General features: G+C 45.5%; 18 protein-coding genes. 7 read left to right on the top strand and 11 right to left on the bottom strand.

What is annotated here, in order from left to right:
* Window positions 1–10: 10 nt before the first annotated feature.
* Complete coding sequence (gene gltB / locus ACODJP_RS02980; protein ID WP_422478306.1) at window positions 11–4,600, top strand: glutamate synthase large subunit; 4,590 nt, start codon at window positions 11–13, stop codon at window positions 4,598–4,600.
* Window positions 4,587–6,011: a glutamate synthase subunit beta gene (locus ACODJP_RS02975; RefSeq protein WP_422478304.1), complete on the top strand. Its 1,425-nt coding sequence runs from the start codon at window positions 4,587–4,589 to the stop codon at window positions 6,009–6,011. Before gltB ends, ACODJP_RS02975 begins: the two co-directional genes overlap by 14 nt.
* Here ACODJP_RS02975 and ACODJP_RS02970 read toward each other — a convergent pair.
* From ACODJP_RS02970 to ACODJP_RS02950, 5 genes are all read right to left on the bottom strand, one after another.
* Window positions 5,985–6,770 carry a glycerophosphodiester phosphodiesterase gene (locus ACODJP_RS02970; protein ID WP_422478302.1) on the bottom strand — a complete coding sequence of 262 codons (786 nt, stop codon included), beginning with the start codon at window positions 6,768–6,770 and terminating at the stop codon, window positions 5,985–5,987. The two genes, ACODJP_RS02975 and ACODJP_RS02970, sit on opposite strands and share 27 nt — an antisense overlap.
* A 106-nt stretch (window positions 6,771–6,876) precedes the next feature.
* Window positions 6,877–8,154: an ABC transporter substrate-binding protein gene (locus tag ACODJP_RS02965; protein ID WP_422478300.1), complete on the bottom strand. Its 1,278-nt coding sequence runs from the start codon at window positions 8,152–8,154 to the stop codon at window positions 6,877–6,879.
* 66 nt (window positions 8,155–8,220) lie between these two features.
* A complete protein-coding gene (locus ACODJP_RS02960) occupies window positions 8,221–9,072 on the bottom strand; it encodes a carbohydrate ABC transporter permease (protein WP_422478298.1) in 852 nt (283 codons plus the stop codon).
* Window positions 9,073–9,081: 9 nt separating this feature from the next.
* On the bottom strand, window positions 9,082–10,014 hold the full coding sequence (locus ACODJP_RS02955; protein WP_422478296.1) for a carbohydrate ABC transporter permease: 933 nt from the start codon (window positions 10,012–10,014) through the stop codon (window positions 9,082–9,084).
* 106 nt (window positions 10,015–10,120) lie between these two features.
* Entirely contained in the window at window positions 10,121–11,611 is a 1,491-nt protein-coding gene (locus tag ACODJP_RS02950; RefSeq protein WP_422478294.1) for an aminotransferase class I/II-fold pyridoxal phosphate-dependent enzyme, read from the bottom strand.
* A gap of 235 nt (window positions 11,612–11,846) precedes the next feature.
* Here ACODJP_RS02950 and ACODJP_RS02945 point away from each other — a divergent pair, with 235 nt between their 5' ends.
* The gene (locus tag ACODJP_RS02945) at window positions 11,847–12,815 is read left to right on the top strand and encodes a calcium/sodium antiporter (RefSeq protein WP_422478292.1); all 969 of its coding nucleotides are present in this window, start codon (window positions 11,847–11,849) and stop codon (window positions 12,813–12,815) included.
* Here ACODJP_RS02945 and ACODJP_RS02940 read toward each other — a convergent pair.
* The 3 genes from ACODJP_RS02940 to ACODJP_RS02930 are packed head-to-tail and all read right to left on the bottom strand — an operon-like array spanning window position 12,808 to window position 15,828.
* Window positions 12,808–13,578 (bottom strand): ABC transporter permease, encoded by a 771-nt coding sequence (locus ACODJP_RS02940; RefSeq protein WP_422478290.1) that lies wholly within the window; start codon window positions 13,576–13,578, stop codon window positions 12,808–12,810. The genes ACODJP_RS02945 and ACODJP_RS02940 overlap by 8 nt on opposite strands.
* Window positions 13,547–14,656, bottom strand: a complete 1,110-nt coding sequence (locus tag ACODJP_RS02935) for an ABC transporter ATP-binding protein (RefSeq protein WP_422478288.1) — start codon at window positions 14,654–14,656, stop codon at window positions 13,547–13,549. The genes ACODJP_RS02940 and ACODJP_RS02935 overlap by 32 nt, the downstream gene beginning before the upstream one ends.
* Entirely contained in the window at window positions 14,656–15,828 is a 1,173-nt protein-coding gene (locus ACODJP_RS02930) for an ABC transporter permease (protein ID WP_422478286.1), read from the bottom strand. The genes ACODJP_RS02935 and ACODJP_RS02930 overlap by 1 nt, the downstream gene beginning before the upstream one ends.
* Window positions 15,829–16,025: 197 nt before the next feature.
* Between ACODJP_RS02930 and ACODJP_RS02925 the strand changes: the two genes are divergently transcribed.
* Both ACODJP_RS02925 and osmF read left to right on the top strand, forming a co-directional pair.
* Window positions 16,026–17,408 carry a mercuric reductase gene (locus tag ACODJP_RS02925; RefSeq protein ID WP_422478284.1) on the top strand — a complete coding sequence of 461 codons (1,383 nt, stop codon included), beginning with the start codon at window positions 16,026–16,028 and terminating at the stop codon, window positions 17,406–17,408.
* Between the two features lie 53 nt (window positions 17,409–17,461).
* Window positions 17,462–18,412, top strand: coding sequence for a glycine betaine ABC transporter substrate-binding protein OsmF (gene osmF, locus ACODJP_RS02920; protein WP_422478282.1), 951 nt, complete (start codon window positions 17,462–17,464; stop codon window positions 18,410–18,412).
* Here the strand turns inward: osmF and ACODJP_RS02915 are convergent.
* Both ACODJP_RS02915 and hcp read right to left on the bottom strand, forming a co-directional pair.
* Window positions 18,385–18,882, bottom strand: coding sequence for a class I SAM-dependent methyltransferase (locus ACODJP_RS02915; RefSeq protein WP_422478280.1), 498 nt, complete (start codon window positions 18,880–18,882; stop codon window positions 18,385–18,387). The two genes, osmF and ACODJP_RS02915, sit on opposite strands and share 28 nt — an antisense overlap.
* Window positions 18,883–19,127: 245 nt before the next feature.
* Entirely contained in the window at window positions 19,128–20,765 is a 1,638-nt protein-coding gene (hcp, locus tag ACODJP_RS02910; protein ID WP_422478278.1) for a hydroxylamine reductase, read from the bottom strand.
* A 236-nt stretch (window positions 20,766–21,001) separates the two neighbouring features.
* Between hcp and ACODJP_RS02905 the strand changes: the two genes are divergently transcribed.
* Both ACODJP_RS02905 and ACODJP_RS02900 read left to right on the top strand, forming a co-directional pair.
* Window positions 21,002–22,048 (top strand): GGDEF domain-containing protein, encoded by a 1,047-nt coding sequence (locus ACODJP_RS02905; protein WP_422478276.1) that lies wholly within the window; start codon window positions 21,002–21,004, stop codon window positions 22,046–22,048.
* Window positions 22,045–22,419, top strand: a complete 375-nt coding sequence (locus ACODJP_RS02900) for an HIT family protein (protein WP_422478274.1) — start codon at window positions 22,045–22,047, stop codon at window positions 22,417–22,419. The genes ACODJP_RS02905 and ACODJP_RS02900 overlap by 4 nt, the downstream gene beginning before the upstream one ends.
* A gap of 37 nt (window positions 22,420–22,456) precedes the next feature.
* Here the strand turns inward: ACODJP_RS02900 and ACODJP_RS02895 are convergent, their stop codons facing one another.
* Entirely contained in the window at window positions 22,457–23,203 is a 747-nt protein-coding gene (locus ACODJP_RS02895; RefSeq protein ID WP_422478272.1) for a hypothetical protein, read from the bottom strand.
* Window positions 23,204–23,274: the final 71 nt, after the last annotated feature.

The raw sequence follows: 23,274 nt of genomic DNA, 5'->3' as shown, positions 1-23,274 counted from the left end.
GTGAGGATCTATGCAACAACCACAACAAGTAAAGAACTGTACGTCATTACGAAATCAAACCATACGAACCGGGTCGTATGGTCTCTACCGTACCGAATTCGACCACGATAGCTGTGGTGTGGGATTTATTGCCCATCTAGACGGGGTCGCCCGCCATTCCATTGTCTCCAACGCCCTTGAAGTGCTTCAACATATGGAGCATCGAGGTGCGGTTGGTGGCGATGCCAAGACTGGAGATGGAGCAGGGGTGATGGTACAGATCCCCGATTCCTTTCTTCGAAAGAAGGTGCCTGAACTACTCCCTTCCGAAATTGAATCCTATGCTGTGGGAATGTTGTTCTTGCCTAAAACAGGGAGTATAGTCGAACGATGTGTCGACTTGATACAAAAATTGAGTGAAGATGAGGGATTTCCCTTGCTTGGTTGGAGGGAAGTTCCGGTAAATTCCGAGATACTTGGATTGTTCGCAGCCGAGACCGAACCATCAATACAGCAATTTTTCCTCTCACTTGATACTAACCTTGGAGAGGGAGTCCAGAGAAAGCTTTTTGTTCTAAGGAGAAAGATGGAAAAGGCAATAAAGGCATTAGACGGAGAGACCGATGCATGTTATATATGTAGTCTTTCCCACACCTCTATAGTCTACAAGGGTATGTTGACAGGGAACCAAGTCCCCCAATACTTCCAGGATCTTTCAGACCCCGATTTTTCCAGTGCCTTCTGTATTGTGCACTCTCGTTTCAGCACCAATACACTTCCCCAATGGCGCTTGGCTCAACCATTTCGACATATCGCTCACAATGGAGAGATCAACACGCTCAGAGGGAATGTCAACCGGCAACGGGCGAGAGAAGGCTTCATGTCCTCAAAGTTGATTGGTGATGATCTGCAAGCCATTACACCGATCATAGATGATACGGGTAGCGACTCGGCGGTATTCGACAATGTACTTGAACTATTTTCCGCCGCTGGCCGGAGTGTACCCCATGTCATGATGATGATGATTCCCGAAGCATACTCTCCTGAGATTCAAATGAGCGCAGACAAACGAGCGTTTTACGAATACCACTCCATACTCATGGAACCATGGGATGGCCCCGCTGCCGTTGTATTCACGGATGGACGATACGTAGGGGCGACTCTTGATAGGAACGGTCTACGACCAGCCCGCTATACGATTACCCAAGATGGGTTGGTAATCCTAGCTTCCGAGACCGGGGTGATTGACCTACCTGTGGATCAGATACGTGTCAAGGGCCGTTTACATCCAGGGAAAATGTTTCTCGTTGATCTGAAACGGCATTGCGTTGTTCCCGACAATGTGATTAAGGCAAAACTATCCCGTCAATATCCTTACCGTCGATGGGTCAAGGATAGCAGGATAGAATTACGGGGCTTGTTCGCACCCTCTGGTGTTCCATCGATCGAGAAACAGGAGTTGTTGGAGAAACAGGTCCTCTTTGGCTATACAGATGAAGATTTGAAGACGATCATCACTCCCATGGCCGCCCAGGGGCAGGAAGCGATCGGGTCCATGGGAAACGATACCGGGTTGGCAGTATTCAATGAACATAGTCATCTTCTCTTTTCCTATTTCAAACAGATGTTCGCTCAGGTAACAAATCCTCCGATAGACCCGCTGCGGGAACAATTGATGATGTCTTTGGAAAGCTATATTGAAAATGAGAGCAATCCATTGGATATCGACCAAAGACAATACAGAAGCCTTAAGCTGAACCATCCTGTTCTCAGTGCTAGGGATATGGTTAGAATCAGGAACAATACCCACCAAGATCTGAGACCGGTCGATATCGATATTACCTTTGCGGCCGACGCGGAAGGTGAAGTTGTCCGTATGACCATGGATCGGATTTGCAGGGAGGCAGAATTTCATGCACAGCACGGCTCATCGTTGATCATCCTCAGTGACACCAAGGCTGGAAAGGGTAGGGTCCCCATTCCATCGCTCTTGGCTGTCTCTGGGCTTCACCAATACATGTTGGATCGGAAATTGAGAGGTCGTATTGGAATAATTATTGAGACAGGAGAGGTCAGGGAGGTTTTCCATTATGCTTTACACCTTGCTTTCGGCTGTGATGCCATTTCACCCTATATCGCATTTTCTACAGTGAGACAATTAGCCGAGGAGGGTAAATTGGGACATCTCACACCCGAAGTAGCTGCGGACAACTATGTGAATGCAGTTAAAAAGGGACTACTTAAGACATTCAGTAGAATGGGAATCTCCACACTGCATAGTTTCTTCAATACCCAAATATTTGAAGCCGTGGGGTTGGGTGCACAGATCATTGATAGCTATTTCCAAGGAACGATATCAAGAATTGGAGGAATCGGTCTCGCAGAGTTGACCGAGGATATCATGCATCGTTACCATCAGGCCTTTCCTGAAAAAAGTCTACCACCAACCCTTCGGGAGCCGGGAGGATCGTATCGATTCCGGCGTGGCTCAGAGGCTCATTATTGGTCTCCCCAGGCTATTACCCTTCTTCAGCAAGCTACCAGAGCGAATGACTATAGTCTATTCAAACAATTTTCCACGCTCATGGATTCTTCCTATAGGAACAATGGTGAGCTTCGAGGTCTACTCGATTTTATCGGTGGGAAGCCGATAGATATCAATAAAGTGGAGCCTGTTGAAGAGATCACCAAACGGTTCGTTTCTGCAGCCATGTCAATCGGTTCCATAAGCAAGGAGGCCCATGAGACGGTAGCTATTGCCATGAATAGGCTTGGGGCAAAGAGCAATAGTGGCGAGGGTGGTGAGGATCCTTCCAGGACAGCAATGCTCCCCAATGGGGACTCTATAAGATCGCGGATCAAACAGATAGCCTCCGGTCGTTTTGGCGTAACTACCCAGTATCTTATGAGTGCCGATGAGCTACAGATAAAAATGGCACAGGGCGCAAAGCCGGGTGAGGGTGGCCAGCTCCCAGGAAATAAAGTTTCACCGTATATCGCAAAGATCCGCCATACGGTTCCAGGGGTTACACTCATATCTCCTCCTCCCCATCATGATATTTATTCAATTGAGGATCTGGCCCAATTGATTTCCGATTTGAAGAAGGTGAATCCAAAGGCTGAGATTTCGGTGAAGCTGGTTTCAGAAGCAGGTGTAGGTACCATTGCTTCCGGTGTTGTGAAAGCAAAAGCCCATCGAGTCCTCATTTCGGGGCAGAATGGTGGTACGGGAGCCTCCCCGTTGACAGCTATTCGACACGCAGGTTTGCCTTGGGAATTAGGGTTGGCTGAGACACAACAGGCTTTGGTTGTAAATAAATTGCGCGAACAAGTGATCGTGCAAGTGGATGGACATCTCAAGACCGGCAGAGATCTTGCCATAGCAGCATTACTTGGTGCGGAAGAGTTCGGTTTTGGAACCTCCTTGCTCATTACTCTTGGATGCATGATGGTGCGTAAGTGTCATCTCAACACCTGTCCTTTCGGTGTTGCTTCCCAGGATCCCGAATTACGAAAATTGTTTCACGGGAAAGCAGATTTTATTGTGAACTTCCTTCGATTTGTCGCACAGGAACTTCGTGAGTATATGGCTCAGCTAGGCTTCAAGAAGGTAGAGGAAATGGTGGGACGTGTCGATCTGTTGACTCTGCGGCCTAATCCAGAGCGTAAGCGGACTGCCTTGATACAATTGGATGCCATGCTCCGATCGGATCATGTTCACCTGGGTGAACCTCTCCATTATTGTGGGAAGCGAGCTCCTGAAAATCAAACAAAAATGGATCGACATATAGAACATCGTCTTCAATTGTTTTGGGCTAACCCAAAACCAAAGACTATCAATCTTTCGGTTGCAAATACCGATAGGACTGTCGGAGCGGCTCTTGGTGGTAAGATTGTCTCATATTTTGGAAACGAGGGCCTTCCCGATGGTGCTTTGAACCTGAATTTCGAAGGATCGGCTGGACAAAGTTTTGGCGCTTTTATAACACCTGGCCTAGCACTTCGATTGCAGGGAGAAGCAAACGATTATTTGGGTAAAGGTCTGAGTGGAGGATCGATCGTACTCCTTCCTCCAGATAATGCTCGATTCCGTTCCGATCGTAATATCATTTGTGGGAACGTAGCTTTGTACGGCGCAACATCCGGCAAAGTCTTTATCAGTGGGATGGCTGGTGAACGGTTTGCGGTTCGTAACAGTGGAGCGACTGCCGTAGTCGAAGGTCTCGGTGACCATGGATGTGAATATATGACTGGGGGAACAGTCGTGGTTCTTGGTTTCACGGGTAAGAATTTTGCAGCAGGAATGAGTGGAGGTGTTGCCTACGTATATGATCCTACAGAGATGTTTGACACACGGTGCAATCTCGATATGGTCGAATTGGAAGGCGTGTGGGATAGGGAAGATCGGAGCACTCTGAAGAATCTGATCGAACAACATGCCCAGTTAACTGCAAGCCGAGTGGCCATGAATATCTTGGATGATTGGAAAGCCCAATACCCTCTATTTGTGAAGGTTGTTCCTATTGAATATAGGAAGGTATTGGAGCGGATGAAATTGAATGAATACAGGGATGATGAAACCATATCGGCAACAGAGGAGGTCTATCATGGCAAAGCTTGACGGTTTTTTAACTATCGATCGTACAGATCCACCTTATCGCCCAATAGATAGCCGGGTAAGTGACTTCTTTCAAGTTAAGCTATCCTTACCCGAAGATTCTGTGGCTGACCAAGCCAATCGTTGTATGGATTGCGGAGTCCCCTTCTGCCATATGTATGGATGTCCATTAGGGAATCGAGTTCCTGACTATACTGAATCGGTAGCTGATGGTAACTGGCGTGAAGCCTTGGAAATTCTCCACAGTACCAACAATTTCCCAGAAATTACAGGTCGGGTTTGTCCAGCACTCTGTGAAGCTGCCTGCACCTTGGCAGTAAATTTTGCACCATCACTCTGTCAACATATTGAGATGCAGATTGCTGAACATGCATGGGACAAAGGATGGATACTACCGAAACCACCCCTGAAACCGAGTGGAAAGCGAGTTGCAGTAGTGGGCTCAGGTCCAGCTGGACTGTCCGCTGCACAACAATTACGGAGATCCGGCCATGAAGTGGTCGTCTTTGAGAAATCGGACAGAATCGGTGGATTGCTCATGTATGGTATTCCCAATTTCAAGTTGGAAAAATGGGTTATCGAGCGAAGACTGGAGCAAATGGGTGCCGAGGGGGTATTGTTCGAGACGAAAGTCGAAGTTGGCTCCGATATTTCTCCACGATACCTTCTAGATAAATTCGATGCTATCCTTTTGACGACGGGAACCCCTACACCACGGGATCTAGATATTCCCGGAAGACAACAGGGCGGAATTTATCAGGCCGTCGACTTTCTTACACAACAAACTCGATTGGTATTGGGTGACGAGATTGGAGAAGATGAGCTGATAGATGCTAAAGGTAAGCATGTTGTTGTCATAGGAGGAGGAGACACTGGCTCCGATTGTGTCGGTTCGGTGATCCGAAGGGGCTGTGCATCGGTCACCCAGATCGAGTTGCTACCACAACCTCCTCATGAACGGACCTCCGATAACCCGTGGCCCCAATGGCCTAAGATACTGAGAACATCCTCTTCCCATGAAGAGGGCTGCGACAGGTTGTGGAGTATTGGTTCGAAAGAGTTCGTGGGAGATGGAACACAGGTGAAGAAACTTACATGTGTCCGACTCCAATGGTCAGATAAAGGATTTGAAGAGATTCCTCAAAGTGAATTCTCTCTTGATGCCGATCTCGTATTATTGAGTATGGGTTTTAGTGGCAACCAGCAATCTCCGTTGGTCGAAAGCTTTGGGCTCTCACTTGACGAAAGGGGGAATATCGCAATTGATCAAAACTTCCGCACTTCTGTCGATAAGGTCTTCGCAGCTGGGGACGCAATCACAGGGGCCTCATTGGTTGTAAGAACAATCGATTCGGGACGAAGGTGTGCACAGGCGATCGATTCCTATCTATTCGACGAGTGTTGCCCGCAATAAATCTGGATAATCTGAAGTAATGAAGTCCACACCCATAGCTGCAATCCGTTGCATTGCCGCCTTCTCATTTACAGTCCATGCGCCAATACCAAGGTCTTGTTCTTTAAGTACCTTGTAGAGTGTTGGATTCAGATAATTATAGTTGACCGCAACGTAATCGACACCAAGTTTTTTCATCTCATCAGCGATTGCTTTAGGGCCTTTTGTGCCAATTTGGGTAAAATAGCCTTTGCTGATTAGCGCACCTAGTTTGATGGAGGATTCTTTTTGCCCTATGGACTCAAGAGTGGGAAAATCGAACGAGATGATAATAGTTCGATCAATGATCTCCTTCGCTTTTAAAACAGCGATTACAGTTTCCTCTATTTTTTCATATCGAAGGCCATCGCTTCGCAATTTAATCTCAATCTGGTAACCGGTTTTACCCTCTGTCTGTGTTTCAACCAAATCGATAACCTCTTCTAAGGTAGGTATTTTCTGGAACCCGAATTGATGATCAACTGGGAATGTCGCTGTTGCATCGAAAGTCTGCAATGTCTTGCTATCATAATCGGCGATTGCTCCAACTCTACCTGTTGTACGTTCTAATAATGGGTCATGCATGACTATTAGTTGTCCATCCTTACTCAGATGGATATCTAGTTCTACCATATCCGGTTGGTAGGTTAGACCAAGTGCGAAGGCAGCCAACGTATTTTCTGGCGCGAGTGCGGATCCTCCCCGATGGGCTACAAGCAATGGCTGTTGTGTTTTGTTCATGGAATTACATCCTATCAAGAACGAGAGAAGAGCTATAAGCAACAGAAGGGGACCGGCGGTCGCATATACGACCACCGGCACGAACTGATTCCTAATCAATGGATCTCTACTTGAACGACTCATTATATTCCTTGGTCAAGTCGGCGGAGGTCTCTTGCATGACCTTCCTTACATCCATATTACCTATTAGGAGCTTTTCGATCATCTGTCTCAGGATTTCTGTACCTTTGCCTAAAGAAATCACGCTTGCTTGCGGTCTCGTATATTGCAATTGATCGACGGCAACTTTGCGTATAGGATTTGCTTCATAGTAAGCGACTGTATCTGGATACTCCATGGATGATTTACTTACTGGCATGTATCCCGTCTTGATCACTATATGGGAGTTGGCCTCTGCACTGGTCATATATTTCATAAACTTCCATGCCGCATCCTGCCGCCATTTGTCATTACTGGTCATCGCCAGAACCGATCCACCAACAGGGACCAGATTCTGTACCTGACCAGGCATAAATGCTGGAATCACTTCAAAATCGGCCCGTCCTAACAGATTTCCCATACTTCCTGTTGAACCAAAGACCATGGCAACTTTCTTATTCAGGAAGTCATCGTGACTATTTGAGGGCATCGCAGTCTTATCTTTGAAAACCATATCTTGCCATAGCGTTGCAAGTTTGATAGCAGGCTCCTCGGTCAAGTGGATATTGAAATCTTCATCCGAGACCAAGCCTCCGAAAGCATAGACTGCTCCTTGGAAATACCAGTGGGCGCTTGTTTGACCCATAGTGAATCCAGCCCCAAGTTGGATTGGCTCTCCTGCTACATTGTACTTGCTTACCTTCTTGCTGAATTCCCTGAATTCGTCCCAGGTTTTTGGAGCTCGTCTAGGAAGTCCTGCTTCGGCAAACATATCTCCATTCACATACAGGAGAGGAGTACTGCGCATCACCGGGAGTGCGAATAATGTACCGTCGTAGTAGCCATCCGCAATCAGACCTGGAATGTAGTCATCAATATCGAACGATGAATCGGAATCTACGAATCGGTCCAATTCAACCAAGGCTCCGTCCTTTGCAAAAAGAGCGACGAACGGTGAATCGAGTAGAACTACATCGGGAACTTCTCCTGCTGCCATTGCTGCGAGAAGTTTTTGTAGTAGTTCTGCATAAGCTCCTTGGAATTGAGCCTCTACAATCACATCGTCTTGGGATTCATTGAATCGAGCGACCAGTTCCTCCTGTGCTTCTCCTGCTACACCAGTCAAACTTCTCCAGTAAACAATTTTAACTGGCCCTTCAGGAGCCTGTTCTGCTGCTCCTGCACCCCAAAGTGTGGTCGAACCTACGATCAGAACGACCAACATGATAATGAGAAACTTTTTCATGAAAACCTCCTTAAGTTTTCTCAAGAAACCGTATAACGGTCTCTATCATTAGCTTCCAATACCCTTCTATCCCTTTACGGCACCAGTTGCGATGCCTTCTATCAGCTGCTTTTGAGCTAAGAAATAGACGATAAGCGGTGGAACCAAAACAAAGAGGGAGGCTGCCATAAGGTGTTCAGGACCAATTGCATATTCGGCAGTCCGCACCATTGCCAATCCGACTGGCAAGGTTCGCATGTTTTGTGTATTAGTTACAATCAAAGGCCATAAATAACTGTTCCATTTGGCAAGGAAAAGATAGAGGACTAGAGTACCCAGCACTGGCCTTGCCAAGGGAAGTGCAATATAGACAAGGGTTTTTACATGCCCCATACCATCGATTTCAGCGGCATCGTAGAGAGATGCAGGGACAGAGAGAAAATATTGTCTGAGCAGGAAGGCTCCAAAAACGCTGGAGACATGGGGAATTACTATACCTTGATAGGTGTTGATCCATTTCAGATGTTTCAGTACTACATAATTCGGTATCAGTGCTACTTGACTGGGAATCATCATTGCGGCAAGCATGACAAGAAACATGATGTCTCGGTATTTGAATTTTATACGGGCAAAGGCATAGGCAGAGAGGGCGGCGATTGAGACCTCAAGAAAGACTCCAGTAGAGGCGGTAATGATACTATTGATATAAAATCGTCCAAAAGGTGCTAATCCCCAAGCGGTTGAGAAGTTGTCCCAACGTATTGTTTCTGGCCACCAGATAGGGGGGAACACAGCAACTTCCGCAGGACTTTTAATGGAAGTTGTCACCATCCAGAAAAAAGGTATCCCTATTACAAGGGATGCAATGACCAGCAAAAGGTGAGAACCGGCTTTCCCAAGATACCATGAGGTTGGATGCATTTTTTTTACTGTTTTCATGTCATCCTCCTAATAGTGTACCCACCGTTTGGAAAGTCTGTTTTGGGCAAGTGTTATTACCATGATCAGAATAAACAGAATTAGAGCTAAAGCTGATGCGAAGCCTGTCTTGAACCATTGGAATGCATTTTGATAGAGGTAAAGTACATAAACATTTGAACTGTTCATAGGCCCCCCATCGGTCATGATGGCGATAATGTCGAAAGCTTTCAGGGCCCCTATGAACGATGTAACGGTTAGGAAAAAAGTTGTTGGACTAAGCAATGGGAATGTGATGTACAGGAAGTTTTGTAAAGGTGTTACTCCGTCAACCAGTGCCGCGTCGTAAATTTCTTGAGGAATATTTTTCAATCCAGCAAGGAATATGACCATATCATAACCAATTCCACTCCATATGAGGACTATGATTACTGCAGGTAGGGACCAGTTTACATTATGGATCCAGTCGGGGCTGACCATTCCAAATGCTTTGAAAAAGAAACGGAAGAGCCCGTATGTTGGCTCGAATATCCAAGTCCATACCATGGCGACTGCTACGCTGGTAGTGAAAGTTGGACTGAATATGATAGCACGATACACAGATTGCCCTTTTGGTTTCTTATTCAATTGCATCGCTAAGCCTAATGCGATTCCCAGCTTACACACTACAGTGAAAATCGCTAATATGAGGGTATTGCGCGTAACCTGCCAAAAGACCGGATCTTGGAACAGTGCTGTATAGTTGTTCATTCCAATGAATGTCTTCTTGGGAGAGATCATATTCCATTTGAAGAAGCTGAGATAGAGACTGTAGATTATTGGCCAGAAAATAAAAAGGCCAAGGAGTATGAAATTTGGGGCGGTAAATCCAATAAATGCCCAAACATCCTTTTTTGCCCTTCTGGACATTCTGGGTCGCCTGAATTTACCATTGCGAAATACGTTTCCTTCCCTGTTTCCCATGTGCGAAATACTCCCACAGCCTCATCGCAAGGACGAGGCTACTCCAGTATATCCCACACGCTGGAAAATACAATTAAAACTTTTTGTTGAATAATGTTAAATTTTTCTAGCCATCAATAACATCTATATGCAGCTCTCCATCGAATTCCTCAATTCCAATGATTGTGAACCCCAGACCATGATCATGGTATATCTTGTGTATTGCGGCATCATTGATCCTTTCCCCTGGAATTATTAGAGGAAAGCCAGGAGGATAAATACATACCATACTCGCTGAAATGGCATGTTCTGCCTCTGATAAGATCACGGGATTTTTTGGAGCATAGTAAGCATCTCTTGGGGTCATCTCGAATATCGGGAGTTCTCGATTGTCGACAAAATCATCCTCTTCCTCTACATCTCCGTATCCATCGATTACCAATTGTTCGATTGTCTTGGAAAAGTAGATGAGTTTTTCTCTTGTTTGTTCCAAATCCACAGCATCTGCGAGAGAGAGAGTAAGCAACAGGTGTTTCTCTCCTGCCAGTTCTATTTCGATACCATGTTTTTCGGATAGAAGTTCCTTGATTCGAATCAAGTTTATCTCTTCCCTTTCAGCACTACGGAAAATAAGTTTAAGCGGATCGAAGTTGTTAAAACCGCCAGCAAAAAGGACACCATCAGGAGGTTCCACTACGATGAATTCACTAGAGTGTAATTCTGGTCTGAGATAGGTAAGCATCTCCAGAAGGTCGCCATACCGCTGTTTTCCCAATTTTTCAGCTTCTGCCAGCGCAGCATCGATACTCATGAGGAAAAGTGCACTGGGAGAGGTGCTTTGGAGCATTGAAAGCATTAAATCAATCCTCTCATCGGCTTCTGGTTCGCGACCTGATGAGTGGAGTAAAGCAGTCTGGTAGAGACCTCCCAATGTCTTGTGCATGGATTGGACAGAATAGTCTGCTCCGGCTTCCAATGCTGAGGAGGGAAGATCGGGATGGAAAGCGAAGTGGGTTCCGTGTGCTTCATCGACAAACAACGGAGTTTCGTGTTTATGGCAGATTTCGGCCATTGCTGCAATGTCCAAACTGATTCCGAAGTAGTTTGGGCTGGTAACCATAACTAATTTGATATCATGCTGAGAAAGTAATTCTTCTACCTTTCCCAAATACACAGAGCCATAGGCATATTCTGGAAGGTTTGGCACCGGCTCAAGATAGATAGGTACTGCACCAGAGAAAACCAAGCCCATGAGAACAGCCTTATGGCATTCTCTATGTACCAAAACTTTTTCGCCAGGTTTTACCAAAGCTCCAAGGATGGCATGGATTCCTACTGATGAACCATTTACCAGGAACCATGTCCGCTGAGCTCCCATGATCTTGGATGCCCGTTCTTGTGCAAATTTCAGTCCCTTCTTCGGGAATGCAAGGACATCGCTTTTGGAAACTTCGGTGATGTCATAGGAAAAAACTTTATCTCCCCAGATCTGTTTAAGGAATTCGGGTGCACCTTTCCCTTGTTTATGCCCAGGCATACAGTAGAAAGTCTTGGAGTCTTGAACATATGTACGTAGTTCCGATGCAAAAGGAATATCCTTTATTTCTTTGTTTTGCATGGAGCAACCTCCTATGATTCCCTAGTGGGGAGGGGTACCACAAAATTGTGCCGCCCCACTTTGCCCTATTCAGAGATATTTTACAAGTTTAACACAGGTAATTATGGCAATCCCATAGAAAAAAATGAAAGATATGAAAAGTATGTATACAAACTGTTCTTCGGGTTGCATAAAATGACATATTCACATTTCTCCCATTTGACACACCACTACCAATTTTCTTATAGTTTGTCCCGTGATAATTCCAATTTTAGCTATAGTCATTGGTATCCTTATATTGATCTGGAGCGCCAATCGCTTTGTCGACGGTTCCTCCGCATTAGCCCACCACTTCGGAATGCCTCCGCTATTGATAGGTATGGTGATTGTCGGTTTCGGGACATCTTCTCCAGAAATGATAGTTTCTGTACAATCTGCGTTGCAGGGTAGTCCTGGAATCGCTTTGGGAAATGCATACGGCTCCAATATAACCAATATTGCACTAATCTTGGGATTGACTGCGATAATTAGTCCCATAACCGTCAAATCACGGATATTGAGGAATGAATTACCCCTTCTATCTCTAGTCACCATACTCTCTGCATGGGTTGTCTATGATGGCCAGATTACCCGATGGGAGTCCGTTCTCCTTTTAGCGCTGTTCTTCCTATTGATGGGGTGGAGTGTTAAACAAGGTATGTCAAAAAATCCCGATGCCTTGGCAGTAGAGACTGAAGAATCATTGGCAGGAGCACACCTTAAACCGAAGAAGGCTTTGTGGTGGATGCTTTTCGGTCTAGTTCTTCTGATCGGGAGCGCAAGGTTATTGGTTTGGGGTGCGGTGGATATCGCACATACTCTTGGCGTTGATGATCTCATTATTGGTTTGACTATCGTTGCCGTAGGAACATCATTACCGGAACTTGCCTCTTCCTTGGCTGCAATACGTAAAAACGAACACGACATAGCTTTGGGAAACGTATTGGGATCTAATCTGTTCAATACACTTGCGGTAGTTGGGCTGGCCGGATCTATCCATCCTATGGAGGTTGGGCGAGAGATCTTTACCCGTGATATGGTCGTCATGGGAACGCTGACTCTATCGCTGTTCGTCATTGGATATCGTTTTCCCTATGGAAAGGGTAGGATCAACCGATTCGAAGGCATCCTCTTACTCAGTGCCTATATCGGATATACGACATACCTCATCTCGGGTCTCATGTAGTTTCGGAGGTTCGGTACTTCTTTGCAACGATATGGAATACCTGTTCACCAATGAAAGCAAGTAGGCTTATCACGATTGTACCGCTAAGCACCAATGCAGAATTCCTTAATGTGAGACCACTTATAATAATAGTCCCCAAGCCCTCTCCTCCAATGACTGCCGCTATAGCTGCTGTTCCTAGATTTAGGATATAGCTGTGTCGAATACCGGTAATTATCATGGGGAAAGCTTGGGGGAATTCTGCTATCCAAAGCTGTTGGACGGGTGTCATGCCCATACCTCTTGCAGAATCCTTTATCGCATCACTTACCGATCTGAACCCGACAACGGTATTTCCCAAGACGGGAAACAACGAATAGAGAAACATTGCCAGAAGAGCTGGTTGCCATCCGAACCCGAGGACTGGAAAAGCTAGGATAATAACTGCGGATGGTGGGAAAGTTTGGATAAAAGCATTCAATTTGACTACCAACTGTTGGAAATCTTCGCCTCCTTTTCTTGTCACCAGGACACCAATTACTGTTCCTACGAAAGCCGACAAACCAGTTGCACCCAAGGTTAGAAGAAGGTGTGATCCTGTCATTTCCAGCACACTTTTCCTACTATGAGTGAATTGGGTTTCAGAGGGGAAAACGAGAGATAAAATTGTACTTTGGACTGTTTCGGAATAGATGTATAAAACCAATGCTAAAAGGAGGAATACGAGAGCGATAAGACTCTTGATCATTATCTTACGAGATGCTGATACGTTGGATAGTTTCAAAACGTACCTCCCCACATAAGCGTCCATCATCATCTACGACTGGAGCTGCTGTAAGTCCTAGACTGAGGATAGAAGACATACACTCTTTTAGCGATGAATAGGTTTGTACCGTATGGGTATCGCTGTTGATCTGCCGTTCAACGAATTTCCCTTGGATCCAAGCACGGCCACTTACGGGACATCCGTTCTTATCTACTACCCAGTGGCAACAGGATGTATCATCGTTGTGATTCTCTTTACCATCCGAATCGTGTACCGATATAGCCTTATCCATACAGCGATCTGCGGTAAAAAGGGTAAGCCTCTTGAGGGATCGATCTGGTCCGAGAAAGCGCTCAACAAATGTATCCGCTGGATTTGCCAGGATATGCTCAGGTGAATCGGCTTGTACAATAATTCCATCCTTCATGATCACGAGATAGTCTGCTAGTCGTACTGCTTCATCGATATCATGGGTTACAAAGACAACAGTCTTCTTCAGTTGCCTTTGTATCCTGATGAACTCATTCTGCAGTTGTTCCCGCGTAAGAGGGTCAACAGCCCCGAATGGTTCATCCATCAACAATACTGGTGGATCTGCACCAAGTGCACGGGCTACACCTACCCGTTGAGCTTCTCCTCCAGAGAGTTCGTCAGGGTATTTATTCCTATAGACATCTGGATCCATGCGAACCAATTTCAGTAGTCTTGAGACGCGCTCAGTTCTTGAGTTTTTCCTCCAACCAAGTAATTTTGGAACCAGGTCCACGTTCTCCTCAACCGTCATATGAGGCATCAAGCCTACAGACTGGATCGCATAACCCATACTGCGGCGAAGATCGGTCTCTCCCAAGGCTTGGGTCGGTAGATCATGATATTCAATATGTCCGGAAAGAGGTTTTACCAGAGCGTTCAAGCAGCGAAGTGTGGTCGATTTTCCACATCCACTGGGACCGATCAGAACAGTTACTCGATTTGCAGGGATATATAAAGTTACATCCTGAAGTGCGACCGTATTTCCATAACGGACTGTGATCTTGTCAGTTTTAAGAAATGTTGTGGTTTCCGCGATTGTGGGATGGTTCTTCAATGTTTCCATTATTTCCCCCTGCGTAATGCTTTTGGAGTAAGAAAGAAAATTGCGATTTGAAAGATTCTGTCGGATGCTAGGGTAAGGGCAATGATGAGAAGCATGCCTAAAAGTACCATATCTACCGAAGCCTGCCCCAAACCTTCAAAGACTAATACACCCAAACCATCTCCTCCAATCAGTTTCGCCAGTGTAGCATTGCCGATGGTTTGTACCATTGCAACACGAACTCCATGAAGAACACCAGGAGTTGAAAGCGGAAACCGAACTAGTTTCCAGACTTGCTTCTGGCTCATTCCAATTCCCTTTGCTGCAAGGATTACAGAGGATTCAATACTGGAAAATGCTGTAAAACTATAACGGATTATGGGATAGAGTGCATACATGCTCAATGCGATGATTGCTGGTGTGTTTCCGATTCCCTTGATTCCCCATGATCGTAAAACCGGAAAGGCTTGTGAAAGAGCCGCCAATGGAGCGATGAGTAATCCGAAAAGGGCGATTCCCGGAATTGTTTGTAGTACATTGAGGATTGGGAATACCATTTTCTTTAATCGACTGCTTTGGTAACTGGCAAAAGCAATAGGAATCCCGATGATTACGCTTATACCTATGCTGATTGTTGTTAAGCGTATATGAGCAATTGTCTCGTTGTACAGTCGCGGTCCAAGATTCTTTGCTTCCAATACCATGCCCATGCGATTGAAGATTCCTGAGCTGTACATGAGAATGGTGATAATGATGACTATAGAAATTCCAAGATAATCGCTCCATTCCAATTTCGGTTTCATGAGGTAGATGACCAAAGAAGCAATAATCGAGATATAGAACCCACCAGATGGGCTGTATCGAGCGAATGTTCCTAATTTGAGAGCCGCTTGAGATCCATATTCCGCCATTACGAGGAGCGGGAGTAGGATGCCCAATGCCGCAGCCAATCCTGGGATATGCTTTTCAGAGAACTTATTATTCCATACTGCGTAAATAATCATGAGAAAGAGAGGAGCAAACAGTAGCGATGCGAAGGGGATGCCCAATGCTGTAATATTGAGAGGGATTTCCGTAGAGATTCTGTTTTCCCTTATGATTAGGGTGGGAAGAAGTAGGCTGACCGCATATAGAGGAAGGACAAGAGTTGTCATCTTCAGTGGGTACTTCGTTCTGGTTCCCGATATCTTCACGAAATCTCCAGTACCTATCCTTCCTTATCGGCCTTTTGTCGATCATATAAAAAGAAATTGGGTAAAATGAAGATAACAGATGGATACCTGCTAATCAAGTTTTTCCCGATATTCCTTGTCTCCTGGGAGTCCTAGTCCTATATTGAATGGTATATAGTCTCTCAAAGCCGGAGATTACCTATAAGGAGGTACGGCAGATGAAGAGCTACGATGTAATTATCATAGGAACCGGACAAGCTACGGGGACAATCCTTGGAAGGTTGTTGGAATTGGGACGCTCTGTTGCAATCATAGAGTCCGATAAGACTGGTGGTTCATGTGTCAATTGGGGCTGTACGCCTACAAAAACCCTTATTGCGAGTTCTCGTGTTGCCCATGTAGTCCATCGTGCGCACGAATTTGGGATAGGGATAAGCAAGCAAAGCACAAATTTCCCAAAAGTAATGGAGCGAGTAAATCAGATTCGTAATTCAGGTAGCGAAGGATTCTCAGAATGGTTGGAAAAGAGTGTCGACTATTACCGTGGATTCGGAAGTTTCATTGATCCTCATACCATAGCGATCGATTCAGGACAGCAGATCCATGGAGAACAGATCATTATCCACACGGGGACACGTTCACGTGCTATTGATGTGGAAGGAATTGAAAAAGTCGACTGGCTCGATAATAAAGGTATTCTTGCCCTTGATTCATTACCAGATCATCTCATGATTATTGGGGGGTCATATATAGCCTTGGAATTCGGACAAGCATTCCGACGTCTCGGTTCTAGAGTAACAATCTTGGAATCTTCACCCTATCTTATTCCTCGGGAAGATGAGGAAGTCAGTGAAATTGCGCGGGAAATTGTTGAAGAGGAAGGAATCACTTGTCTCACCTCGGCTTCGGTGAAAGCTGTCGAGAAAGAGAGTGACAGACAGATCAAGATATCTGTATTCCATACAGAAAAGGACAAATCGATCTCTGGTTCGCACCTTCTGGTTGCAGTCGGACGAATTCCAAATACCGATGGACTAAATCTGGAGAGGGCTGGGGTAAAGACCGATAAAAAAGGTTTTATTCAGGTGGATGACCAGTGTAGAACCTCTGTAGATCATATTTTTGCCTTGGGGGATGTGAATGGGAAAGGAGCTTTTACCCATACTTCAGTTCATGATGGACAGGTGTTCCTATCCATGCTTAATGGAGGCAACCGTAAGATTTCAGATCGTAATATCACCTATGCTCTCTATATAGATCCTCCTTTGGCAAGGGTTGGGATGACTGAAAAACAGGTGCGGGACGCAAAAATTCCTTATCTTGTTGGGCGAAAGGAGATGGCTTCGGTAAGTCGTGCAAGGGAAAAAGATGAGACGCAGGGTATGATCAAGGTCTTGGTAGACAAACGAGATGATACACTTCTTGGTGCCGCAGTCTTTGGTGTCGGTGGAGATGAAGTAATTGGTATGTTGGCCTTATTGATGCAAGGGGAATTGCCATATCACGTATTGCAGGAGACGGTTATTCCTCATCCCACGGTGGGTGAATTAATCCCTTGGGTTTTTGATGGTCTTGGTGAACCCTCTTTCGAGGATGAATAACCAAGAATTCACACTGGATATCCGATTCTTTGGGTATCGTATTGGAGGAACTTATGAAAAAACGTAGTTTGATCGTCTTTACCATGATGATTTTAATAGTACTGTTAACAATGCCTTTATTTGCGCAAGGGGGAGGCGAGAGTACAAAACTGGAAGAGGTCGTTGTCGGATCGAAGATCGATACCGAAGGAGCGTTGTTGGGGAATATGATTGTCTTACTCTTGGAGGACGCTTCATTTTCTGTTGTGGATAAGACGCAGACCGGAACGACACCGATTGTCAGATCTGCCATTATAGCTGGAGAGATCGATATCTATCCCGAGTACACCGGTAATGCCTATTATTTCTTCTCTGGTGAGACCGAAGCCGATATTTGGAAGAATTTCCAAGCTGGATATGAGAAGGCCGCTGAGTTGGACCTGCAGGCGAATAATATCGTATGGTTGACTCCATCGCCAGCAAACAATACATGGGCAATCGCTGTAAGGAGGGATCTGGCGCAATCGGAATCGCTGCAAACTTTGGATGATCTGGCGAGGTATATCAATTCTGGTGGCGAATTCAAGCTTGCAGCGAGTGAGGAATTTGTCTCCAGCGAGGCAGCTCTTCCCAGTTTCGAAGCCGGTTATGGTTTCTCTCTGACCGATGACCAGTTGTTGGTTTTTGCTGGTGGGAACACCACTTTGACCGAGCAAGCTGCTGCTTCCGGTCAGGAGGGCGTAAATGCCGCTATGGCCTATGGTACCGATGGGCAATTAGCTGCCTTGGGTCTTGCTGTCCTTACCGATACGAAGAATATCCAGCCGGTATATGCTCCTGCTCCTATCATTCGTGCCGGACTACTGGAGCGCAATCCACAAATCGCTGAGATCCTCAAGCCAGTGTTCGAGAGTTTGGATCTTGAGACTCTTCAGATGCTCAATAGTAGGATAGCTGTAGAAGGACAGTCTCCCAGACAAGTTGCTCAATCGTATCTTCAAGAGAAAGGTTTCATACAAAAATAGAATAGGTTCTTGTCTATGATGGTATAGTTACATTTCAAAATGTTGTGGGCAATCCATGCGACCGTTTCTCTGTGATAGAAGAAGACATGGGTAATCTCATTTTTGTAGTGCCATCTTGAGAATTCTATATCGTCGGGAATCAATGTTGTCCTACAATATAGTCGCCCTCCTTTAGCTAAAAGTGCTTCAAGTTGGCTGAACGTTTTCGCCGGTTCATAGAAATGCTCAATGACCTCACAGCTTACGATGAAGTCATATGATCTTTCCAATACTACCGTGTCTGGATGAAAATAGGGATCGTAGAGAGTCATGTGGAAGCCCTGAAGCTCCAGCATCTTTGAGACTACCGGTCCAGGCCCTGCGCCGAAATCGAGTCCACGATCCTCTCTCTTTTGACGTGATGTGATCAACTCTACCAAGGGTTGAACGAATTTACGGTAGTTGGGATCTTCAACATCATTGTTATGCATTTCATATTCTGCTCTTTCTTTGGACGGATCGGGATGATTCTCCTTCGAAACAAAGATTCCTTTACATGTCGGACAAAAACCGTAGGGAGCAGGTCGCTTGGCAATTGGTTGCAGCTTTATTGATGGATGACCGCAAAGCGGACAGTCTTGCATGTCTTGCATGAAGAGACCCTACCATACGAATAAAAAACAGGCCAGTAGCTTGAACTACCGACCTGTTTGCCTTTGGTGATGAAACAGCTTGTTTAGGCACCCATAAAGAGCTGGATATCTTCATCTACGCTTCCGATACCAGCAATGCCGAACTTGTCTACGAGGACATTGGCGACATTCGGTGAGAGGAAGCCTGGCAATGTGGGTCCGAGATGGATATTCTTCACTCCGAGATAGAGAAGAGCTAGCAGGACGATGACCGCCTTCTGCTCATACCATGCAATATTATAGGCAATCGGAAGCTTGTTGATGTCATCGAGTCCGAAGACCTCCTTCAACTTGAGTGCGATCACTGCAAGTGAATAGGAGTCATTGCACTGTCCTGCATCCAAGACTCTTGGGATTCCACCGATATCTCCAAGGTTAAGCTTGTTATAGCGGTACTTTGCACACCCGGCGGTAAGGATGACTGTATCCTTGGGGAGTTTCTCAGCAAACTCGGAATAGTAAGAACGGGATTTCATGCGCCCGTCACAACCACCCATGACGAAAAACTTCTTGATGGCTCCCGATTTCACCGCATCGACAACCTTGTCCGCGAGTGCCAAGACCTGGTTGTGGGCGAATCCTCCAACAATGGTACCCGTCTCGATTTCTTCTGGAGCTCCAAGTTTCTTGGCGTGTTCAATGATCTTGGAGAAATCCTTATGACCGTTCTCATCTGCAACAATATGTTCGCAACCGGGATATCCTGAAGCACCGGTAGTATAGATACGGCTTCTCACCTCCTCCGATTTGGGAGGAACGATACAGTTCGTAGTAAAGAGGATCGGTCCCTTGAAGGAGACAAATTCTGTGGTCTGCATCCACCATGAGTTTCCATAGTTACCTACGAAGTTGTCGTATTTCTTGAATGCTGGGTAGTAATTGGCGGGGAGCATCTCTCCATGGGTGTACACATCGACTCCGGTACCTTTTGTCTGTTCGAGGAGCATTTCCATATCGACCAGATCGTGGCCTGATATGAGGATGGCTGGGTTGTTGCGGACTCCGATATTCACTTCTGTAATCTCCGGATTACCGTATTTCGATGTATTTGCCTCATCAAGTAAGGCCATTGCGTTGACACCATATTCACCGGTTTTGAGAGTCAATGCTACTAGATCATCAGCCGAAAGGGTATCATCGAGCAGTGCAGCGAGTGCCTCATAAATGAAGGCGTAGATCTTGGTATCTTCTTTGCCGATATTGAGGGCATGCTCACCATAAGCGGCCATTCCCTTGAGCCCGTAGGTAACCAATTCCCGCAATGAACGGACATCCTCGTTCTCAGTAGCGAGTATTCCGACCTCGCTGCTCTCGCTCTTCTTAACCATGGCATCATGACCTTCAACAGAGAAGGTAGCGGCATCGTGCAGTCCTTTCAGGTCCTTGCCTTCAGCCAACCCGTCGCGCAACTTGATCATTTTCACAATCTGTTTTTCAATCGCGGCATCATCGAAGTTTGCATTGGTGATAGTCATGAACAGGCTGGTGAACATTTGGTGGTTAACTTCACTCAGTTTAGAGATATCCAAACCATGTTTCACGACGATCTGGGAGATTCCTTTGGTCACATAGATCAAAAGATCCTGAAGATTCGAAACCTCGGCATTCTTGCCACATACACCTTTAACGGTACATCCGCTATTGCGTGCTGTTTCTTGGCATTGGTAACAGAACATGCTCATATGAACTCCTTTGCGATTTAAAATATTCAAATCCTTTTCCTATTATATCATAGTCTCGGATAAGTCAAAAAGTTTTTATCGATTGCGTTCTTTTGCCATGGTAGCGCGATGGACGAGTATGGTCAGTTGCATTTGCAACAAAAATCAGGTTCCTCCCATTATGTTTGATTTGAAAACTCCGTTTTGTCCCTATATTCATGCATGTCAACGTGATACAATTTTCTCATGGAGGAGATATGTCGGGTTTGGGAAATGATGATACGAGAACAACCCTACTTACCTGGTTACTGAGAAGTCTTCTCGGTATATTACCTATCGTACTGATTATAATATTCATCGATAATCCAATCGGCGATCCTGCGCGAAAACTGTATGGCTGGATGGTAGGGATACTTTTCTTTATGCTTATTATTGCCTATATCCTTCTGGTTAAAGGATGGTATGTGCCTTCGGCAATAATGACTGTCCTAGTTCCCATGCTTGGAGCTTGGAGTTCGCTCTTGTTCGACTCCTCAGTGAGCCATGGAGACATATTCCCGCTTCTCTATGTAATTTTTTCCATTATGCTCTCCAGTCTTCTCTTGCCCGAATTGGTTACCATACTATTGGCGTCCATCCAGTTCCTTCTTTTGGCAGGTGTTGTGTTATGGATTCCTGCTTACCGGCCACTTAATTGTGTCAGCTTCCTTATTTTCATTTTTATTGCATCACTGTTGAGTATCATAACTAATCATATGCTCGGAAACCGTTTGAAGGAATTGCATGCATTCGCCATTACCGATGAACTAACCGGTTTGTTGAATAGACGTTATCTGGAAATCGCATTGAATCAGCAATTGCAAACCGATAGACGATTCTCTGAAAGTGATGCGACGACCTCCTTTGGTGTCATTCTTTTGGACATTGATAGGTTCAAGAGTCTCAATGATCAATACGGTCACCCTGCAGGAGATCTCGTACTGTTGGAATTCTCAAGATTGCTCCATCGGATACTTCCCATTGATGCTATTCCCTGTCGGTATGGAGGCGATGAGTTTGCCATAATCGTGCATACACATAAAGTCGGGGATACTATCAGGATTGCGGAAACCCTAAGAGAGGAAGTTAAGCATATGCACTTGTATTATCGTGGGAAAAATATTGGACCTATCTCCATCACTCTTGGTGTTGCCCAGTATCCACTGCATGGAAATAATAAGGTCTCTTTGATATTCCACGCTGATGAGAGTCTGCTGAAGGCAAAACAAGATGGTCGGGATAGAGTCGGGTGTACAGTGTTATGAAAGGATGTTTATTCTGTTGTGTTGAAGATGAGGTCAAGGTAGTTCAAAATAGTTTGGCATTCGCCATGTATGATAGTTATCCAGTTACGCCATTACACTGTCTTGTTATTCCCAAACGGCATGTGGAAGATTTTTTCCAATTGACGCAGGACGAGTTGCTTGCATGCAATGAATTATTATCAGTCATGAGGCGAAATAGCTTATCTCAAGATACGACGATCGAAGGATTCAATGTAGGAGTCAATATCGGCGATGTGGCTGGTCAGACCATTTTCCACTGCCACATCCACCTCATCCCACGGAGGAGAGGTGATGTGGAAAACCCGAAAGGTGGCATTCGCCACCTTATGCCGGGCAAGGGATATTACTAGTGGCTATTACCCACCTCATCTAAAAGTGTACAGATCACTAAAATCTTCGTGCAGCAAGAACACTATTGCCAGGGAAATCTTTGTTCGCACTACTCGTATCGCCGTTGTATACACTGAGGTAGTATGCGAATGCTCCTGACCCACTGGAATTGTCTTCCGTGCTGGACCAGTAGGAATCCGCTAGTTTGGAATCTTCACCGAAATCACCCAAAGCAGGGACCATAAGGTTTCTATAGACCAATTTAAGCTCTTCCAGTGATGGAAGGAACCAATCATCGTGGTCACCAAATACCAATCGATCACAGAGGAGAGCAGGATACGGTTTCCCCGATTTCGGATCCTTGTCACCTAAAACCGAGACGACCTGTTTGGTATTTTCCAATCCTGAACCGATTTCTGCCGATGTCTGGGCGATGACGATTCCGCCGGCGCCCCACGGCATATAACCGAATTCGGTCTCTATCGGTGCGATCTCCATATATCGCCATCCGTCGGAATATGAACCTTTATCATAGAAAACAAATCCCCCAGCAGGTCCTCGTTCTCCAAGAATATATGTTCTGGATTCTTCAACTTGTTTTGTCTCGACGTTATCTACTTCTGGAGTCTCTTGCTCCATGGACACCGATTTTTCGACCTCCGTTTGTTCAACAGGTTCTACTTTTTGTTCCTGCCGTGAGGCCACTACTTCTTCGGTACTGGTTCCCACTACAGAAAGTGGAAGACATCCCAGTAATACACCGACAACAACCATGAGTCCCAGAGTCGTAACCAGTTTTCCCATTACCTGCTCCTTCTAAGCTAATTTTACTCTCAATTCTATCAAAGAAAAGACCTGCTGAGTAAATAAATTTG

Origin of the sequence: Pleomorphochaeta sp. DL1XJH-081, from assembly GCF_049310885.1 — a bacterium.
In the GTDB taxonomy this organism is placed as follows: domain Bacteria; phylum Spirochaetota; class Spirochaetia; order Sphaerochaetales; family Sphaerochaetaceae; genus CAYZJV01.
The sequence above is the reverse complement of the archived record's forward strand: the minus strand, read 5'-3'. Positions and strand labels throughout refer to the sequence as shown.

Excerpts from the sequence above, each read along its gene's own strand:
- gltB (WP_422478306.1), top strand. The coding sequence starts at position 11 with ATGCAACAACCACAACAAGTAAAGAACTGTACGTCATTACGAAATCAA.
- ACODJP_RS02975 (WP_422478304.1), top strand. The coding sequence starts at position 4,587 with ATGGCAAAGCTTGACGGTTTTTTAACTATCGATCGTACAGATCCACCT.
- ACODJP_RS02970 (WP_422478302.1), bottom strand. The coding sequence starts at position 6,770 with ATGAACAAAACACAACAGCCATTGCTTGTAGCCCATCGGGGAGGATCC.
- ACODJP_RS02965 (WP_422478300.1), bottom strand. The coding sequence starts at position 8,154 with ATGAAAAAGTTTCTCATTATCATGTTGGTCGTTCTGATCGTAGGTTCG.
- ACODJP_RS02960 (WP_422478298.1), bottom strand. The coding sequence starts at position 9,072 with ATGAAAACAGTAAAAAAAATGCATCCAACCTCATGGTATCTTGGGAAA.
- ACODJP_RS02955 (WP_422478296.1), bottom strand. The coding sequence starts at position 10,014 with ATGGGAAACAGGGAAGGAAACGTATTTCGCAATGGTAAATTCAGGCGA.
- ACODJP_RS02950 (WP_422478294.1), bottom strand. The coding sequence starts at position 11,611 with ATGCAAAACAAAGAAATAAAGGATATTCCTTTTGCATCGGAACTACGT.
- ACODJP_RS02935 (WP_422478288.1), bottom strand. The coding sequence starts at position 14,656 with ATGGAAACATTGAAGAACCATCCCACAATCGCGGAAACCACAACATTT.
- ACODJP_RS02925 (WP_422478284.1), top strand. The coding sequence starts at position 16,026 with ATGAAGAGCTACGATGTAATTATCATAGGAACCGGACAAGCTACGGGG.
- osmF (WP_422478282.1), top strand. The coding sequence starts at position 17,462 with ATGAAAAAACGTAGTTTGATCGTCTTTACCATGATGATTTTAATAGTA.
- ACODJP_RS02915 (WP_422478280.1), bottom strand. The coding sequence starts at position 18,882 with ATGCATAACAATGATGTTGAAGATCCCAACTACCGTAAATTCGTTCAA.
- hcp (WP_422478278.1), bottom strand. The coding sequence starts at position 20,765 with ATGAGCATGTTCTGTTACCAATGCCAAGAAACAGCACGCAATAGCGGA.
- ACODJP_RS02905 (WP_422478276.1), top strand. The coding sequence starts at position 21,002 with ATGTCGGGTTTGGGAAATGATGATACGAGAACAACCCTACTTACCTGG.
- ACODJP_RS02900 (WP_422478274.1), top strand. The coding sequence starts at position 22,045 with ATGAAAGGATGTTTATTCTGTTGTGTTGAAGATGAGGTCAAGGTAGTT.
- ACODJP_RS02895 (WP_422478272.1), bottom strand. The coding sequence starts at position 23,203 with ATGGGAAAACTGGTTACGACTCTGGGACTCATGGTTGTTGTCGGTGTA.